This is a genomic window from Paenibacillus cellulosilyticus (assembly GCF_003182255.1).
GTDB lineage: Bacteria > Bacillota > Bacilli > Paenibacillales > Paenibacillaceae > Paenibacillus_T > Paenibacillus_T cellulosilyticus.
In genome coordinates this window covers 124,416-142,679 of the sequence record NZ_QGTQ01000014.1, presented here as the reverse complement: position 1 = coordinate 142,679, position 18,264 = coordinate 124,416, and the positions used below count along the sequence as shown (strand labels likewise).

General features: G+C 49.2%; 11 protein-coding genes. All 11 read right to left on the bottom strand.

Annotated features, from left to right (window positions below):
* Positions 1–29 precede the first annotated feature (29 nt).
* The 11 genes from DFQ01_RS17940 to DFQ01_RS17890 all read right to left on the bottom strand — a co-directional run bounded on the left by DFQ01_RS17940 (position 30) and on the right by DFQ01_RS17890 (position 18,198).
* Positions 30–911, bottom strand: a complete 882-nt coding sequence (locus tag DFQ01_RS17940) for a carbohydrate ABC transporter permease (RefSeq protein WP_245946778.1) — start codon at positions 909–911, stop codon at positions 30–32.
* Positions 912–966: 55 nt separating this feature from the next.
* Positions 967–3,858: an extracellular solute-binding protein gene (locus tag DFQ01_RS17935; RefSeq protein ID WP_174812591.1), complete on the bottom strand. Its 2,892-nt coding sequence runs from the start codon at positions 3,856–3,858 to the stop codon at positions 967–969.
* 287 nt (positions 3,859–4,145) lie between these two features.
* Positions 4,146–6,224, bottom strand: coding sequence for a hypothetical protein (locus DFQ01_RS17930; protein WP_110045275.1), 2,079 nt, complete (start codon positions 6,222–6,224; stop codon positions 4,146–4,148).
* A gap of 48 nt (positions 6,225–6,272) precedes the next feature.
* Complete coding sequence (locus DFQ01_RS17925; RefSeq protein ID WP_110045274.1) at positions 6,273–7,742, bottom strand: glycoside hydrolase family 30 protein; 1,470 nt, start codon at positions 7,740–7,742, stop codon at positions 6,273–6,275.
* 526 nt (positions 7,743–8,268) lie between these two features.
* The gene (locus tag DFQ01_RS17920) at positions 8,269–11,079 is read right to left on the bottom strand and encodes a beta-galactosidase (protein WP_174812590.1); all 2,811 of its coding nucleotides are present in this window, start codon (positions 11,077–11,079) and stop codon (positions 8,269–8,271) included.
* Between the two features lie 454 nt (positions 11,080–11,533).
* Positions 11,534–12,568 carry a LacI family DNA-binding transcriptional regulator gene (locus tag DFQ01_RS17915; RefSeq protein ID WP_110045290.1) on the bottom strand — a complete coding sequence of 345 codons (1,035 nt, stop codon included), beginning with the start codon at positions 12,566–12,568 and terminating at the stop codon, positions 11,534–11,536.
* Positions 12,569–13,160: 592 nt separating this feature from the next.
* The gene (locus tag DFQ01_RS17910) at positions 13,161–14,675 is read right to left on the bottom strand and encodes a methyl-accepting chemotaxis protein (RefSeq protein ID WP_110045272.1); all 1,515 of its coding nucleotides are present in this window, start codon (positions 14,673–14,675) and stop codon (positions 13,161–13,163) included.
* A gap of 170 nt (positions 14,676–14,845) precedes the next feature.
* Positions 14,846–15,712, bottom strand: a complete 867-nt coding sequence (locus DFQ01_RS17905) for a M15 family metallopeptidase (protein ID WP_342769998.1) — start codon at positions 15,710–15,712, stop codon at positions 14,846–14,848.
* A gap of 89 nt (positions 15,713–15,801) precedes the next feature.
* Positions 15,802–16,896, bottom strand: a complete 1,095-nt coding sequence (locus DFQ01_RS17900) for a sensor histidine kinase (protein WP_110045270.1) — start codon at positions 16,894–16,896, stop codon at positions 15,802–15,804.
* A complete protein-coding gene (locus DFQ01_RS17895; RefSeq protein ID WP_110045269.1) occupies positions 16,889–17,584 on the bottom strand; it encodes a response regulator transcription factor in 696 nt (231 codons plus the stop codon). Before DFQ01_RS17895 ends, DFQ01_RS17900 begins: the two co-directional genes overlap by 8 nt.
* 23 nt (positions 17,585–17,607) lie before the next feature.
* Positions 17,608–18,198, bottom strand: a complete 591-nt coding sequence (locus DFQ01_RS17890; RefSeq protein WP_110045268.1) for a TetR/AcrR family transcriptional regulator — start codon at positions 18,196–18,198, stop codon at positions 17,608–17,610.
* Positions 18,199–18,264: the final 66 nt, after the last annotated feature.

Below are 18,264 nucleotides of genomic sequence, written 5' to 3'. Positions count from 1 at the left end.
TCTTAATAGCTAATGGAAGGCTGTTCACCCTAGGCACCTACCCTTCTCAGAACTTTCTGGACGATGATGTTGGTAAACACCATGATGAAGAACAGCACTGTTGCGATCGCTGATGCATAGCCCATCTCATGACGAATGAAGCCGTAGTCGTGCAAGTGCGTCAGAATCGTATGGCCTGAATATTCGACCGATGGGAAGCCCGCAAGCTCGATTGAGATTTGGGATACCGACAATGAGGCGGTTATTTGCATGACTGCACCGAACAACAGCTGCGGACGCATCGACGGAAGCGTAATGAACCACAGCTCCTGCCAACGGTTGCGAATACCGTCAATCTGTCCCGCCTCATACAGCGATTTGTCTACGTTCTGCAAGCCTGCGATGAACGCCAGGAAGCTGACGCCAAGACTGAGCCAGAGCTGTACGAGTACGAGAATCGGGAATACATATTCCTTCTTATCGAAGAATAGGATCGGCTCGCTGATGAAACCTAGCTTCAGCAGCCACGCGTTGGCGTAACCATACATATCGGAAGAGAAAATCAGCTTCCAGATCATGTAGGCGTTGCCGGAGATCGAAGGTGCGTAGAACACCAGCGTCATGACCGCGCGAACCTTCGGCGACAGCTCGTTAATGAGCCACGAGAACACGAAGCACATCAGGTAACTGATCGGACCGGTGATGAGGGCGAAGAACAAGGTGTTCTTCACCGCGATCAAGAAGACATCGTCATTCACGGTCAGGTTGATATAGTTGCGCAGCCCGATGAACACGGGCGGCTCCAACATGTTAAAGGAAGTGAAGCTAATAACGATCGAAGTGAATACAGGGATGATTGTAAACACCAGGAATAAAATCGCGAACGGCAGGATGAGCAAGTACTTGCCTTTATGCTCTTTCCAGACCTGCATAGGCGACCTTCTGACGCCGTTACTTGTCTTTACTTGTCGACTCGTCTGCATTCGCCTATTGCTCCTCTTTCAATTGATTCTGGTCCAAATATGACAAATGGAATTCCTTACGTTTCTTCGTAAGCTCCTTGTCAATCTGCTTGCTGTTCAAATAGAGCGTTTCCCGCGGATTGAGACCGCTTGTGACGACGGCACGGAATGCATAGTCGATTGCCCGCGTCGTCATATAGCCGCCCGGCACTTCAGGGATACCTACCGTATCGTTGAACTGCTGAATAATTTGCTTGGAATCTTTGCTAGCCCATGGCAACTGCTTCAACACCTCAAGATTCGCTGTCGGATAACGTGCAGCCGCGCCAATGACGGACTCCAGCGACTTCGCATATTGCGCCTGCGTATCCGTGCTCAGCCACCACTGAATAAACTTCCAGCCCGCTTCCTTATTGTCCGACGCATTCATCAGAATGCTATCGATCGTCTCGGCAGTAGCCTGATGGTTCACCGTGCCATCTTCATTAGGAACACCTGGCAGCGGGGCGAACGACCATAATCCGCGAATTTCTGGTGCGAATACTTCAAGCTGGTTGTACGTCGTATAAGGTGCAATACCTACTGGCATTTCGCCTGTACGGAAACGGTTCGAGAAGTCCGCAGACACAGGCAGACGGTTGCTTGTGAAGAAACGAGTCAGTCGGTTGAAGGCCGTCATCGCGTTGTCATTCGTTAATCCCGTTTGAAGGCCGTAATCGTTGCCACTGCCCTGATACAAATCTCCTCCGTATTGATAAACGAGCGAAGGATACAATGCCTGGCCTGGCATATAGAAATCGTAGTTGTTCGCATGCAGAATCGAGATCAGACTCTCGACTTCATCCCAAGTTGTCGGAGGCTTCAGCCCCAATTGATTGAGAATATCTGCGCGATAGAACATCATCATGAACGTTTGCTGCTCAGGAAGGCCGTACGTCCCATTCTGGTAGCCTACGGTTCGCATCGCACTATCGGTGAACTTCGCCTTCAGCTCCTCAAAGCCGTCCAGCTTCGACAGATCGACCAGCGCGTTCCGCATCGCGAAGTTGATAACCGTCGCTTGCGGTACTGCTAAAGCGACGTCAGGCCCATTGCCTGCGAGTGTTGCTGGCAGAATAACATCCTCAGGGATCAGCTGCAGATCGACGGCAATGTTCGAATTTGCCGTGAAGCCCTGATCGATCAAGTTCCGAATAATTTGAGCTTGGTCGCGTCCAGCTGAGATCCATACTTTGAGCGCTTTATTGTCGTTCGTTTCGGTCATTTTCGTTTCATCAACGAAGAAGGTGGACAAGAATCGAACCGTGCCATAATAGCTTTTCACGAAAAAGTTCGGCTTCGCCTTCGGCAGCTTCGCTCCCGGTGCGGATAGCGTGAAGCTGTCCAACTGAAGCGGCATCTCGGAGATCGATGTGATCCACGTACCCAAGGACGAGATATTGTTCTGCAAGGTTGACAGCTCGCTGATAACGCTGTCTGGCTTACGGCTCAGCCGCTCAGCCTGTACCTGCATCTTCTCGACCATAGCCGTTTTCTCGCCTTTCTCGCCCGTGATGCGAACGAGTTCATCAACGACCTTCTTCAGACGATCGCTTTCGGTTGTGAGCGTTTCCACGTAATTCGGAATCTTCGTCGTAATTTCGTAGTCGATGTATTTGTCTGGTACAAGGCCGGTAATTTGGACGGTCTTGCGATACAGTTCATTAAGCGCCAAGACGCTCTTCTCGACTTCGGACAGCGGCATTGCGAAATCGCCGAGGACAACTTCCAGCGAGATCGTGTTCTGCCCTTTCTTAAGATGAAGAAGCAGCTCGTCTTCGCCGTTCTCCAGTACATAGTTCACGAAGCCAGAATGGAAGGCGAATGGAATCGCCATCGCTTCCTCGAACGGAACCTCGCCGTTTACCTTCAACTGCCGATAAGACATAACACCGCGGTTCGTATTCTGCTCCCCTCGGAAGGATAGCCGGTACAATCCTTCCTCTGGAACGTCGATTGTCCATTGCAGGAAGTCGCCAGGGGTCCGCCAGTTGGAGCCGCCGATAGTGTTCAGCTTGATTTTGTAAGGATGATAAGGAACGGTGTTGGAATTGCTGTAATCCGTCGTCATCAGGATGTCGACGGACGACTTCTCGATATCGATCGTATGCTCATCGGTACGCTCTGCCTGATAGAGTAGATTGTCACCGTCATACACTTTATATTGCGACTCCCATTCCTTCAGGACTTCCGCATACGGCTTAACTGCCTCGGCCGCTTTGAACGTAATGTCGCTGATCACGACTGGCTCCTTAACGGACTCAAAGGAGATCGTGTGCGTGCCAGCGCTTAAGTAGAACTTATATGGCTCCAGGCTTCTGCGACGTGAATCCTTCAAATAGACCGTTGTAAGCTCAGGCTTCTCTACAGATACAGGCAGGATTTCATTGCCGTTTTTATTCACAATCGGCGTGCCGCCGCTATTGTCCCATAATTTGTTGAAGATCAATTGAGTGAGGCCGGTATACAAGCTTTCATGATCAATGGTCAGCTTTCGCTCGATTTTCGAGTTCGTACCTACTACGGGCAAATAAGTGATGGCCATGTTGTAAAAGCCCGCTTCCTGCACAGAGACATTCCACGTAATCGTGCCGGTATCGCCAGTTTGAACCGCGCCATTCTCTACACTCGCGGTCATGCCGTCCGTCGTCTGATACGACAATAGATCCACTTTCACTTCCGAAGAAGCCATCTGGCCCGAATACCCCGCGTCAGTGAGATATTGGCTGTAGGATTCTTCAACGTAGTCCTCATTGTTCTCCGACTGCGATGCACTCGCCGTCTTGGCGCCGCCTGAACGCAGCGAAGGTATGAGTATGACCAATGCGATGATGATGATCAGCACACTGCCAACTAACATTCTCTTCTTCTTGATCATTACCATGAACCTCCGTTATATTGCGTGTTCAAAAAGTTCGGTTTTCAGCACCGAGAAGGTTGAATGACTGCAAGGAATGAGGATCGGAGCGTAGTGATGCGCTACGCGAGAACCGGAAGTCGTTGCTTCATTCAAGATTCGATGCCGATATGCTTCCTGTGATGCTTCAAAAGCGGACTTTTTGAATAACCTCTTATAGCTGATAGGTGCTATGAAAGCCTTCATAGCACCTACCGCCTGTAGACGATTTGCAGTTAGGACCTTATCTGCTGCTTTATAACGGGAGCTTACTTCTCAACTTTAACCTTGATTGTCAGATCCGCTTTGTTGCCCGCGTAGTCCGTTACCGTAAGCTTAACGTCGTATTCGCCAGCCGTCGTAACGTCGAGGCTGCCAATATCCGCCGTAACATTGCCTTTCAAATCAAAGCCGTCTTTGTCAACTGCTTGCTCGACGAAATCGCTGCCCCAGTTAACTTTCGATGCATCTTCGTTTACTTTAATTGTGCGGTAGCCTTCCTTCGCCGTGATCGTTGGAGCTGTCGTGTTCTTCGCATCGAAGACGATAACTGCGAAGGTACCTTTGCCTTCGTTGCCTGCTGCGTCCTTAGCGGTCAGGACAACGCCGTTGTCGTACTTACCGACTTTATCCTTCGTAATACCGCTCGTATCAACCTTCACATTGGCGAATGGAATATCGCCGTCGATACCGTCCGTTGCCTTCAGAAGCGTATCCCACTTCACAGTAGCTGGATCTGTGCCTGCTGCGATTGCGATCGCTTTGCCAACAAGCGCGAAGCTTGGCGGCATGTTGTCGACCGTTTTATCCGTGCTAAGCGCTTTCTCTGTCGCGCTGATCACGTCAAGGATTTGACCTTTCTGTGCATCAATTGCGCCGCCATATTTCGGCGAGCCATTCAAACCGTAGAGCGAGTTGCCGAGAATCGTATCCGTCCACAAGTTCGACCATGGCATAATACCCGAGTACTCGTTCGGCTTGCTGCCTGCAATGCCCGTGAAGCCTTCCATAATCCCTTGACCAATCTTCTCGTTCGTTACGTCGAAGCCATAGTTTACAGCTGTCATCTTCGCTTGCTTCGTGAAGAAGTCAAGCGCTTTGTCGCTGCTTGAAAGTGTTTTGTAAACTGTCGACCAGTAGATTTGGTACGCTTTCAACGCGAGCTCTGTTTTCTCTTTCGATACGCCCTTCAGAACCGCGAATTGGTTACCTGGGGTTACGAGCTGCTCATAACGTGCATCATCTGCCGGAATGTCATCTGGTCTTGGGAATGGTACAACACCCATCGATTCGCCGCGCGCTGCGAGCGATTGACCAGCGCCGTTGGAGAGCCATGGCACCATGTTCGTGAAGACCGACTCACCGTTACCGAAGTCGCTGCCGTTCCAAGTCCAGCCTGGCACGGAAGTGTCATCGCCATAACGAACGGACATCATCAGCTTCTTGGAAATCAGACTATCAATATATTCAACGGCTTTCTTCGCTTCAGGAGCATCAGCCGTCAGACCATTCGCACCATAAACAGCGCCACCGTTCGAGTGAATCGCTTGCAATGCCGTATAGCGGTAGTCCGTTTCGAATGCTTTGATTGGGACATCCGTTCTTACAGGCGATTTCTTGTTTGCGTAGTACTCGTTAACTTTCTTCAGATAGTCCTCGAACGCGGACCAAGTCCATTTGCCTTGCTTCCACAGATCGACTGGATAAACCGTCTGGCCGTTTTCTTTCAGCGCATCGACCTTATCGAGGTAAGTTGCGTTGTACACGAGCGGCCATTGATTAACGAAATCAAGAATGTAGTTCAGGAAGTACGTGTGGCCGAACATCGGGTCACCGAACATCCAGGAGTTGTCCTCATCGCTGAAGATGTCCTTATATTCATCAAGGGATTGGAAAATGTTCTGGCCGATCAGCGTACCTTGCGAGCCGCCCCACAGCAATGCCACGTCAACAATCGGCGCGTTAGCGAGTACCGATTTCAAGAGTGATTCACGAACGTCGCCCGGATATTGCACCCATTTAATTTGCACGTTGAGTTCTTTCAGAACAGCCTCTTGCGCTTTCGTTCTTGCAAGCAGCTGATCCGGCGCCATGCCCGATTTGCCCGTGACAGGGTCCTTCCATGTCGGGTCGTCGCCCGCTTGCCAGTGGGTACCAAATACGATTGTCGTTGGTTCACCTGTAGGTTTTGTTGCTGTATCATCCGTATTAGCCTTGTCGTCGGTCGTTTCTTTCTGTGGTTCCGTCGACGAGGTTTCATTGTTCGAGCTGCTGCACGCGCCAAGAATGACGACGCAGAATGCAAGAATGATCGATATCGATAGAAACTTTCTCAGTTTTACTGACATTGTTGATCCTCCCTTTTAGTACTACCTCTTTAGATCATGCCAACTTGACTACCCTAGAATCCCTTCGAAAAAGCCCGTTGTTTGAATCTCAAAGGTTGTTACCGACTCCGCCGGAAGCACGTAGTGCTTCAGTCCTTTCACCTCCTTCACAAGCGCAAGGTCTGCGTTATTCGAAGTCTCGTAGATCGAAGCTTTGTTTCCTTTCAGCTCGCCGAAGTTAACTGGCTTCTCCTGTAAGCTCTGGTTGATCGCTACGATGACTGTCTTCTTCTTATCCGGACTGACATATGCGGACACAAGTACATCGCTGTCCTCATTGTCAGTTTGAATCCGTTGATAGCCTGGCTTGATAAACTTCGCATAATTGCCGAAGCTCCACATTCGCTTCGCCGCACCAAACTCACGAGTCGACTCATTCACATACACAAGTCCATCTCGGTAGTCTCCTTTGGCTACTGCCAGCCACTGCTCCCACGTCGATACGTTCAAAATCGTCATATCCTCGTGGATCGTCTTCGCGAGCACTAATGCTGCATCCAATGTGGCGGCGCCGCCGTTCACCATCTCGCACCACTCGGTCTGATACAGCGGGAGCATATCATCGAATTGTTCGAAATACTCGGCTGCAATCCGCTTATCTCGTTCGCTTGCCCAATAGGAGTGCACGGCGTACGAATCAATCGACTTCGACAGTACTTCGTCATCCATAATTCGCTTGTACATCGTAAGCGTGTAATTCGGATCGTTCCATGTACCTGACTCAGCGATGAGCAGCTTCACGGGAAGATCTCGTTTCTGCAGCTCCAGTGCGACTTTTCTCGATAGGCTGATTACCTGCTCGGGCTCGTAGTGATTACCTTCCTGTCCGCTCTTCCAATCCCACTGCGGCTCATTGATCGGGCTCAGATAGGTGACTGGAATGCCTTCTTTCAGGAACAGCTCCGTTATATCAACTAGATAAGTGGCGAATGCTTCCTCGTTCTCTGTCGGCAGATTGGACAATCCGTTCGGGTCGCCCGAGGAATAACCGGATTTCGTCAGCCTTGCCGGCGGGCTGTTGGCGAACAATTCGACGGAAGCTCCGCGCTTGACCGCTTCTTTCATCGCGTTGATCGCATTCTTATCTCGGCTAAGATCGTACACACCTGGCGATACCTCAACCGACTGTGTGCTGCGCCATGGATCATCTGTCACCGTAGGCTGTCCGGCTCCGATGTTGTACCGATAAATGTTGAGCCCGATGCCTTTCTTGCTGTCATACAGCAAATCCATAATGTCGCTTATGTTATCCCAGCCGCCAACATCCTGTGCCCACCAGGCGCCCGAGGCTCCAAAGCCATCGATCTTCTGATACGTCTTGTCGTAATTAAGCTGGATCGTATCCCCCACGACATCGCCACCCTCATCATTGGATCCCGTATCACGCTGCCAAACCGACCGATACACGAAAGAACTAATAACGAGACATAGAAGCAAGAACACGATGGGAATAATGACTCTTTTCTTACGGACAAACATGTAGTTCCCCCTAACCCTGCCAACAGCTGCATGATACCGCTTTCACAAAAGCTAATTAGATGCTTTTAATGATCTAGATTAGATAAGTTTCACCATTAGATAAGTTTCACCATTAGATAAGTTTCACCCTAACGTTCAAGATGCGTTTGACTCTGACTCTAACTTTCGAACGCCGGTACCGCCTAACGGTTGCTATAGCGCTAATTCAGCCTCAAACGTATGCTTCCGGGAGTTAACGGTTGCCATCGGGCTTATAACATTGATCGCTGCTTCAAATCGACCAATTTAGTCTCATTAGCCTTCATAGCAACCGTTAGAACTCCGATAGCCGTGATATCCGCCCATTAAGCGCTGCTGTATCCATTAGAATTTTGGCGAAGGACGACGGATCGAAATTTTGTTCGGTTCAGCTTGTCGAGGAATGATGTCGAAATTCATAGAAACCGGTTGCATGAAATGGGTTTCATAACGCTTGTAAAAAAACGAGCGGGCTCTTAAATACACACTCGGTGCCATATAGCAGCTGTTACAGCGCTATGAATTGTAACGCTTTCAATTGTCCCTGTTCCTGGCGGTCGACAGCTTCCAACAGAATAGAGATCTCCGCACCATCGTCACCGAACCATGGTCCCGGCAAGTAGATCGAGCTAGCATCGCCACCCGTGAGCACCGGTCGCTGCGTTCCGCCCTTCAGCCATAATCTGCTTACGATCGTTTCGTTATGGAATACCGTCATTTTCAAGCTTTGCCCATCCACGCGAACCCGCCATCCGCGGCCATTCTGCGAATTGGCAATCGTTCCATAAAGCCATGCCGCATCGCCGCTATTGAGCGATAAAGGCAATTGTACTGTGACGGCTGCGTCTCGATGACTCTGCGCATGTATCAGCAGCCCTTCTTCCGCACCGGATATGGTCCAGCTATCCGCATCCACTGCTTCGTAGACGTTAACCTTTCCTGTTCTCGCGCCAAGCGGATGCTCCAACAGTACCGTAAGCTGCAATTGTTCGCCCGGCTTTACGAGGGAGGTGATATCCAAGAATGGATCGTATGCATGCAATTCGCCAGCTACTCTACCATTGACGAACCATACCGCTTTTCCTTGAAACCCGTCCAGATGCACAATGAAGCGATTCGCATCCGCATCCGTTGTATGGGTTCTCCGATATACTTCACGAACCGGATTGTCTGGCGACATCCATCCGCCGAAGCCTGCCATCGGCCACAGGCTATCATCGAATGGTTCCGCCCATTGTTGCTCGAATGACCGATCCTGTAATCGATGTACACGCCAGTTCTGCGTAATGTCGACTGCTCTTAGAACGGCTGCAATTCCTTGCAAGCCTTTAAGCGAATGAAGCCGAAGACCAGGAAGTCTTGCATCATCGAAATTCGAATGGCCCCAAATTTCCGCCTTCGCTGTAATCGCGGACACGGATTTTGGCGACGCAAATGGGATGTACCAGCTGCTGCCCGCAGGCACTGCCGTCCCGGCATACTCTCCATCAGCATAAAGCGATACGATATCGCTGCCCTGCCGAATCAACAAACCTTGCGAATTCCGTTGTTTCGTCATTGCGACATGACCTTCATACCATGCGAAACCACGGTAAATGCCGACCTTCTCTAAGTAATCAATCGCGCCTTTCATTCGCACAATTGCACCGGCGTTCTCGTCCGCAACCATTGAAATCGCGGGGTCGAATTGTGCAAGCTGCCACTGCTGCCCGATTACCGGTTCCCCTTCGAGCGGCGATGCTGCCGGCTGCTCGATAACGAGTCCGCCCTCGAACGTATACTGTCTCATATATAACGCTTTCAACAATGTGGTTTGAACGAGAATCAATTGACGCCCATCCGTCAGGGTGATAAAAACTTGCGCGTCCTCTTGTTCGGTAGGCTTGAGCTTGAGGTGCAGTCGATCTTGATCCAACACAACCTCTGCTTGCAGCTTCTTGTCGATTGTGCAGCCTTCAAGTTCCAGCACAATCTCACTCTCTGCATCTTGATGGAACAGGAGCACCGTCTTCTGTTCGTTGGTTTCAGCATGAAACAGCTCAGCACCAGCGAAGACTATTTTGCCTTCAATTCCCCAGCGTTCAAGCGGCAGATCAACCGGGATAATAATGGAGCGACCCGATGACAATGATAGCGGATTCAATGCTGCCGATGCTTCGTTATTGCGATAACGAAGCTGGATTCGCTTCGCAGCATTCTCGCCATTCGTTACGAATAGCAGGCTGCCACCATCATGCAGCTTCAGCTCTTGCGGTCCGAATACCTGTGTCGGCTCGTCTGCCAGTTCCCAATCAGATTCGATCACCGCTTCTGCCTGTGCGATCGATTCTCCATATGTACCAATGACACGAGTCAGCAGCCTGCCTTCATACGCTTCGCCTCGTACGATGCCTTCGGGCGAAATCATCCCGCCGAAATCGTAATCCGATGTCATAAAAGCAAGCGGCCTGCCCCAATTATTCGTCGCATTCGTAAATCCGAAGTCCGTTCCCGACACTTGCAGGTAAGGTCCCAACAGCTTTGCTCCGGCTGATAACAGCCTTCGAAGCAAGTAATGCGAGCGATTCGTCTCTGTTACGAGCAGCGGATAGCCCATTCCAGCAAGGGTGCTGCGGAAGCTATGAACCTTCTGCTCGAAGATCGGGTCTCGATCGTTCGGATAAAAGTTACAGGTCGGTACGACACCTTCCGTTAAGCCTGTTGCTTCAATCAGTCCGCCTTGACCAGCGCATGCAATCAGCGGCACGGTTACTCCCGCTGCCAACGACATGTCTCTCATGGCTGCCATATATCCTTGCGGGTCTTTGCAATCAAAGAAATCTAACTCGTTATCCAGCTGAACGGCGATTATTGTACCGTCTATCCCTAGCTGGAAGCGTGACAAAAGTGGCATGATCTGATCAAACCAACGTGACACCTGTTTGAGAAAGGCGGGATCATTCTGACGAATCTTCATGTCATCCTTCGCCAGCAAGTAAGCTGGCAGCGCACCGCCATCCCATTCGGAGCAAATATACGGACCAGGTCTCGCAATGACCCATAGTCCCTCATCTCTTGCTGCCTCCAGGAATTCCTCTACATTGCGCTGTCCACTGAAATCCCATTCTCCCTCACGAAGCTCATGATAGTTCCAAGGGAAATACACATCGATACAGTTATAACCATAAGCCTTCACTTGCGAAAGCCGTTCCCTCCACAGCTCGCGTGGGATACGGAAATAAAATAAGGAAGCACTGAATAGAATAACAGACTTCCCTTGGATGGATACGCTATTCGGTGTCCATTGTACGACAGGCTCCATGTTTACTGAGTTGATCAAGCGTACCACCTCATCGGTTAGGATTCGCATGAAAATGCAGTGAAATCTATTTCATGAAATGGGTTTCATTAATCTGAGGCCATTATAGCTCCGCCTTGTATAAACTGTCAATACAGGATCTGGAACAGCTTTGAAAACGCATACATAAAAATTAGGAACAACTCAAAAGTAGGCATAAACCGTTGCTGCATAAGGATTTAAAGGAATTATGATCATTCGGTAAATGGGAATCGAAGAACAACTGAGGAAGCCATGATATAAGAAAACCGTCAACGAGGTACATGCTGAGAAAGTCGAAAACTAAAAAGTTGGTTTCATTCTCAACAGAAAAACCAGCCTACTTTGTTGCGCGCATAAACTTAATCAAGCCTGTATGGATACAAAAAACCCTTCGAATCGTGTCTTCCCATTAAGAAGAATTGGATTCAAAGGGTTTCATCACACTATTGTGCATTTATTTCTTTGGTGCCGGCCCACTGCTCTGGCGCACAATCAGCTCAGGCGTCAGCACCGTCGTCCGTTTTGTCGGCATGGCATTGTTAATTTGATAGATCCGCTCAACTGCATATTTGCCCAGCTCATGCGTGTTCTGTGTAACAGTCGTCAGCTCTGGAATGACAGCCGTTGATAATGGAGAATCGTCGAATCCCACGATAGAGATATCCTCCGGTATACGCAAGCCGCGATCGGAAGCCGCCTTAATCGCGCCAATCGCCGTAAAATCATTCACACACAAAACCGCAGTCGGCCGGTGTTCACTGTCGTCCAGCAGCTTGTTCATCAGATCGCGTCCAGCCTGGATAGAGAATTCTCCGTAAATAATCCACTCTTTCCGCAGCGTCAGGTCATGATCCTCAAGCTTCTTCTTGACCGCCTTCACCTTCTGGATCGTTGTTGTCATGAAATCCAAGCCGCCGATGAAAGCAATGTCCCGATGTCCAAGATCGATCAAATGCTGTGTCGCGAGCGCAGCACCAACCGCCTCATCGCTATATACCCGATGGAACTTTGTTTTAGCTAGATTGCCGTTCACGAGCACAACCGGGATCGTTTCCGCTGCTTCCAGTACTTCTTGGACCAGCTCCGACGGACAATTCGCCAGATTGATGCGGCCGCCAATGAAGATAATGCCGTCGACCCGTTTCTCTCGCAGAATGGTCAAATATTCGGATTCCCGATCATCGTCACCAGATGTGTTGCACAAGAAGAACGTATAGCCTTTATCTCGTGCTTCCTGATTCGCCCCATAAAACACTTCCGGGAAAAACGGGTTCGTTATATCGGGAACGATCATCGCAATCGTACCTGTTTCTTTCTTGATCAAGCTTCTTGCTAGTGCATTTGGCTGGAACTTATGCTTCTCGATCACCTTCATGATCTTGTCTCTTGTGCTGGCTTTTACCGGCGCTGTATCGTTCAGCACACGCGACACAGTCGAGACGGACACTTCCGCTTCTCTCGCAATATCGTATATGGTTGTATTCTTCACCATACTGCTTACCCATCCTTAGGATATTTGTCTTGTAACCATGATAACAGAACTATCACAACTATGAAACCCATATCATTAATAGTTGTATTAATATATTAACACAGGAAGAACATACTTATACACATCATGAAATATATATCGATAATGACAACTCTAATCATTAGTCGACTATAATGTCACGACAATGAACACTCCTCTTCTACGAATGATAAATCGTTTAACCGCTTTCACAGATACATGATATCGGAAAAAGAAGGTTTGTGCATCCCCCATGCCAGAGAAGGATCGAAGCGTTAATGGATTATATTCGGGTTAAGTAAAGCCATTTTCTTCAAGTGGCTCTAGACTGCTCTTATGATGATCATTGTCGAAAAGCAAAAAAATATTGAACCTCTTTCATTTGAGGCGTTTTCCCTATTAGACATGACCCAGTCATCCACCCATCCTACAATTATGAATATTTCACGGTCGATTGAATAGCGAAAATATTCATATAATCCATCTATCTCATTTCCTTATTCGGTATTCTATAACACAACAAAGGCAGACTCATGGTTTCATCGACCACCACAAGTCTGCCTTCATCGGCTTATGCTGAGAACTGCTTATACAACGACTGCGAAATCTCCTTCAGTTGAACGATCTCGTCGTCCACTTCCTTCGAGCTGCTCATCTGTGTCTCGCTAACCTTGAACAAATCCTCTACCGCAGCAGCACTTTGCTGGGTAATGGCGTTAATGTTGCTGATCTCACCGGCTATCTCAATAGACGCAGACTGGATCGATTGGATCGACCCATCCAAGTGATGAACGAGCTTGATCATATGCTTCAGGTCTTCATTCATCCGCTCGAAGCCAGCAATCGTTTCTTTCGCTCGGATAACCGATAGATCGGTTGCTTCTTGGCCCTTCTCAATTTGTTCGACCGAGGACAGGCTCTCCTCACGAATCAAGGACAAAATGGACTGCACTTCTCTCGTCGCATCCCCGCTCCGTTCCGCCAGCTTGCGGATTTCGGCTGCAACAACAGCGAATCCTTTGCCTTGTTCGCCTGCACGTGCAGCTTCAATCGCTGCGTTCAATGCAAGCAGATGCGTCTGATTTGCAACCTCCTGAACGGTTGCGATGATGCCTTCGACCTTCTGTGACGATTCATAAAGTGACGTAATGGTCGCTGTAGCGGTCTCGATAGATTGTGCGACGAGAACAATTTGTTCGAACAATACCTTCATTTGTTGATCATTATCGGTCACGATCGCACCAGTCTGTGCGGCGCTGCTCCTAATTTCCTCCGACGAATAGGCCGTTTGGACAATGCGATTGTTAATATCATGCAAGTTGTGCTCAATGCTGCTTACCGACTCGCGTTGTGTCTTCAAGCCAACCGCAACCTCTTTGAACGATGTATTCATCTCTTCATTCATCTCGATTGTCGTATTCGACTTCTCCGCAACCGTCGCCGAGGTCTGCTCAAGCTGGTCCGTCAGCCGCTTCACTCGCTCCAGCACCGCAACAAGCTGTTTCTCCTTCTCCGCTCGATCCGTCTCGAGTTCTTGTGTAATCTTAAGCTTCGATCGGATCTGCAATGAAGTAGCCGCAGACGTCAGAACGAGGAACCCCCCATGAATGATGAGCATCATGTATGTAGCAGACATGCCGTATACCAACGACGGGAACATATAAAATCCAGCAATATGCTGTACCGCGAACAGTACAGTCATCAATAAGATGAGCCCAATGCTCTCGTAATAAGCCACCGTTGCGATCACCATAAAGATCGAGAAATGAAACTCTACAGAGCCGCCGCTGCCGGCAATAATTGAGATGCTGCTGAAGGTTAGAACAAGTGAGATAAGAACTGGGATATAAGGATGATCCTTGCGAATTCGCATGTAGAGATAGCCGCACAAGAACAACAAAATAATTGGGATGAGCAGCATGATGTTGAGGCCAATCGGATTGGGGGTAAGGGAATCCATTTGCATCGCGCTCATATGGTGGTCTGCGAATAGTTGGAAGCCCCTTTGAAGCACATGAACAATGCAGCTTAACAACACAGCACCAAGCGACAATAACAGCATTAATTTATTTTTTTTCTGAATCATCTGTTTCACTGGTTCTCCTTCTCTTTATCAAATAAAAAAGCCGACTAAGGTCATTAGTCAGCAACATGATTTCTCTTGTATACAACGAAACTAGCAACTCGTCTATAATAGGCCAAAATGCGTCAAAACTCAACTTTAATTGCACAATTCTAATGTATAAATGTCCAGTATTAAAGCTCGATCGTTACGATAACCCCATCTTGATTGTCACCAGACAGCTCATACGTATGATTGGCTGGAATCTGGAATGCGGTCTCGCGCGGGACATCCTTATACGTTATCTCGTACCGCTTCTCGTCTACGTTCACATAGACCGTCTTATGCTCATGCAGCCAGTCCAAGTACTCTTCCAGCGTCATATTGTTGCTCTGCATAATTTTGCTGTGCGGCAAACCTACATAGCGGAAATGCCAAGGCTCGTACTGAATTCCTGTGATGTTCGTCTTATCCGCCGGATAGCGCAAAATAAACCCATAGTCAGCTGCGTGCTCCTTCAGCCACTTACCTTCTGGTGCCTGATCCATCGATTCGAGCGATGAGCCGATATCGAGCGCTAGTCCCAGGTTATGCTCGCTATTGCCTGCTGGCAGCGCGTAGTCAGCGCCTTTCTCCTGATAGAGCTGCTCCTGCTTCGCAAAATCCCGGTACCCGCTGCTGATGACAAAATGGTTCACCTCATCCTGCGCTGCTGCCGCAACCATCTTGCTGAACTGCTCGACAACATGCTGAGACAGCTCAATGGAATTATCGAGCAAGCCGAAGCCATTGACGAGTTCCGTATGGTCGATTAATGAAACAATATCCGTCTGTACGCCTTCGGGATGAACGGAATAGTCCGAATTGATAAGCAAGAGATTCCCTTGGTAAACTTGATCCTTCTGCACCCGAAGCGTTTGCATAGACGAGTCTGTTTGCGTATAGGATACGTCCTCCGCCTTCGGGTATTCGATCTTCACCTCGGAAGATGCTGGCGCATGCTTCGTGCAGCCAGACAGTAACAACATGCAGCAAGCAAGTATGAAAGCCCACTTCTTCACGTGCATTTCCTCCTCAACCTTCTGTTCCTTAAGGTTAAGTGAAAATGTTTAAGAAAGAAGAAGGGCAAATCTAAAATTTTTCTTAAATGCTACGCCTTTGGCAGCCGAACTTCAAATGCCGTACGAACCCAGCTGCTCTCCGCCGTTATCGTCCCGCCATGCTGCTTCACAATATTTCTCGCTATGAAGAGGCCAAGACCTGTACTGCCCTCATGATGGGTTCGAGATTGATCGCCAGTATAGAACATATCGAACAGATGTGGCAGTTCATTCTCCGGAATAATCTGACCATAATTAACAACCTGCACAACAGCTTCCGAGCCTTCAAGGCTGCAGCTTATGTCAACGAACTGGCCGTCCTTGCCATAACGCGCTGCGTTCGACATCAGGTTCTCGAACACACGGGCAAGCAGCTCGCCATCCCCTTCGATGACCGTATTCGGAAGCACATTGAGCCGAGCGGTCAGCTTATTTTGATCAAAAACAGGGTACATTTCTTCCGTCATTTGGCTGAGCAGTGCGTTCAGGTCGATCGGATGTTTATCGATGGTGAGCATGCCGTAGTTCATCCGAGTAATCTCGAATAACTCCTCGATCAGCCTCTCGAGCCGCTTCGACTTCGTGTACGCAATCGACGTGTAATGCCGTGATTGATCCGGGGTTAACTGATCATTCTTCAGCAGCAAATCTAGATAGCCGAGTACAGAGGTGAGTGGTGTACGTAAATCATGGGCCAAATTCAACACGAGCTGATCCTTGCTGCTCTCTGCAAAATCGCCGCGCTCGATCGCCTTCTTCAGCTGTTCGCTTGCTCGGTTGATATCATCGGCAATCGTCTCGAACTCGTCACCCGAATTCAGTACGATTCGGTTGTTGAAATCGCCGACGGCAAGGCTGCGAATCCCACCGGATATCGTGCGAAAATAGGCAGCGTACCGCTTGGTCAGCAAGAAAAAAAACATAATCGCAAGCGGAATGAAGGCGATTAAGAAGAAATTGAAGTCTCCAATATGCGCAATGATCTGCCGATAAAATACAGTCGTATCTCCCGGGTAGCGGATTCGATCATTGTAATAGGACTGGAGAATTTTATAGAGGATATAAGTCACTAGGCCCGATAATGACATGCTCAGCCCGAATAACATGAGCATTCTTGCTCGGAAGCTGCGGAAGATGCTATCCATTGAACTTATACCCTACTCCCCAAACCGTCTTAATGAACTGGTCTTTATCCTCGCCAAGCTTCTTCCGCAGCGTACGGATATGCACCATGACGGTGTTGCCGCCTTCGAAGTACGATTCACCCCATACCTGGGCAAAAAGATTGTCCGCACTGAACACTTTATTCGGATGGCTCGCCAGCAGATGGAGAATGTCGAACTCCTTCGGCGTCAACTCGACATTGCGTCCGTAGACGAGAACGATTCGCTTGTCCGAGTCAATCTTCAGCCCACCCGCTTCGAGCACGGGGCTGACTCCCTGCGGCTGCTGATTCATCAGCATCGATGAGCGGCGCAGCTGCGCCTTCACGCGGGCGACCAGCTCCATCGGGTTAAACGGCTTAGTCATATAATCGTCGGCACCGATAATGAGTCCGGTTATTTTGTCCATATCAGAAGTCTTCGCACTTAGAAAAATAATCGGCAGCGCATACTTCTCCCGTATCATACGCGTCACTTCGTGCCCGTCGAGCTTCGGCATCATAATATCGAGTATCGCCAGATCGATCGGCTGCGATTGTATGGCGCGGACCGCCGACTCGCCATCAAACACCTTAATCGTCTGATAGCCCTCGTTGCCTAGATGGATCGCGATGAGATCGGCAATTTCGGTCTCGTCATCTGCAATCAAGATTGTCGTTCGCTTCGTCATTCAACTGCTCCCCCATTTGTTTTTTAGACCTTCATCGTATCGATTGTTGGCTCTTTCCACGCATGTCCATCGGACAGCGATAACATAGCTAACCTGCACAGCTGTTGTGCGCTCTCAAGCGAGGTGCCAGGCAACCCATTCAGCAGCCAGCGTCCCATATAGGCAAGCGTTCCGCCTGCGGCGAAAGCGGCTTGTGCGTCATTCTCATAAATGCGCTGGAATCGCTCCAGCAGCTCATTATTCAACCAGCTCGTGAAACGAGGATCCTGGAACCGATTCCGATAGAAACGTTCATGGTTGCGTATATGGTCACAGATGATAACCGTGGCTGGTATCGGGATTTGTCCCTCATAAGCCTTGACGGTCTGCAGTTGTTCTTCCGTCATTCTCGCCTCATAGACAGCTAGAAGCTGACCCGTAATCGATTCTGTCATCTGCTCAAGCAGATCGAATTTATCTTGATAATGCAAATAAAAAGTCGAGCGGCTGATGCCCGCTTTATGAACGATTGCGTGCACCGATATCTTCTCGAAGGGCATTGCAGACAGCAGAGCAGTAAACGCTTCTGTTATAAGCCATCGTGCAGACAACTCATGTCGATCGGTAACGGTCATACAGCGAATGCCTCCTTGTCGGAATGGACATTTTCGATGCGATTGTCGTTTGAACCGTGCTAGGCA

Coding starts and splice junctions, on each gene's coding strand:
- DFQ01_RS17895 (WP_110045269.1), bottom strand. CDS start 17,584: ATGACGAAGCGAACGACAATCTTGATTGCAGATGACGAGACCGAAATT.
- DFQ01_RS17935 (WP_174812591.1), bottom strand. CDS start 3,858: ATGATCAAGAAGAAGAGAATGTTAGTTGGCAGTGTGCTGATCATCATC.
- DFQ01_RS17925 (WP_110045274.1), bottom strand. CDS start 7,742: ATGTTTGTCCGTAAGAAAAGAGTCATTATTCCCATCGTGTTCTTGCTT.
- DFQ01_RS17930 (WP_110045275.1), bottom strand. CDS start 6,224: ATGTCAGTAAAACTGAGAAAGTTTCTATCGATATCGATCATTCTTGCA.
- DFQ01_RS17890 (WP_110045268.1), bottom strand. CDS start 18,198: ATGACCGTTACCGATCGACATGAGTTGTCTGCACGATGGCTTATAACA.
- DFQ01_RS17940 (WP_245946778.1), bottom strand. CDS start 911: ATGCAGGTCTGGAAAGAGCATAAAGGCAAGTACTTGCTCATCCTGCCG.
- DFQ01_RS17910 (WP_110045272.1), bottom strand. CDS start 14,675: ATGATTCAGAAAAAAAATAAATTAATGCTGTTATTGTCGCTTGGTGCT.
- DFQ01_RS17900 (WP_110045270.1), bottom strand. CDS start 16,896: ATGGATAGCATCTTCCGCAGCTTCCGAGCAAGAATGCTCATGTTATTC.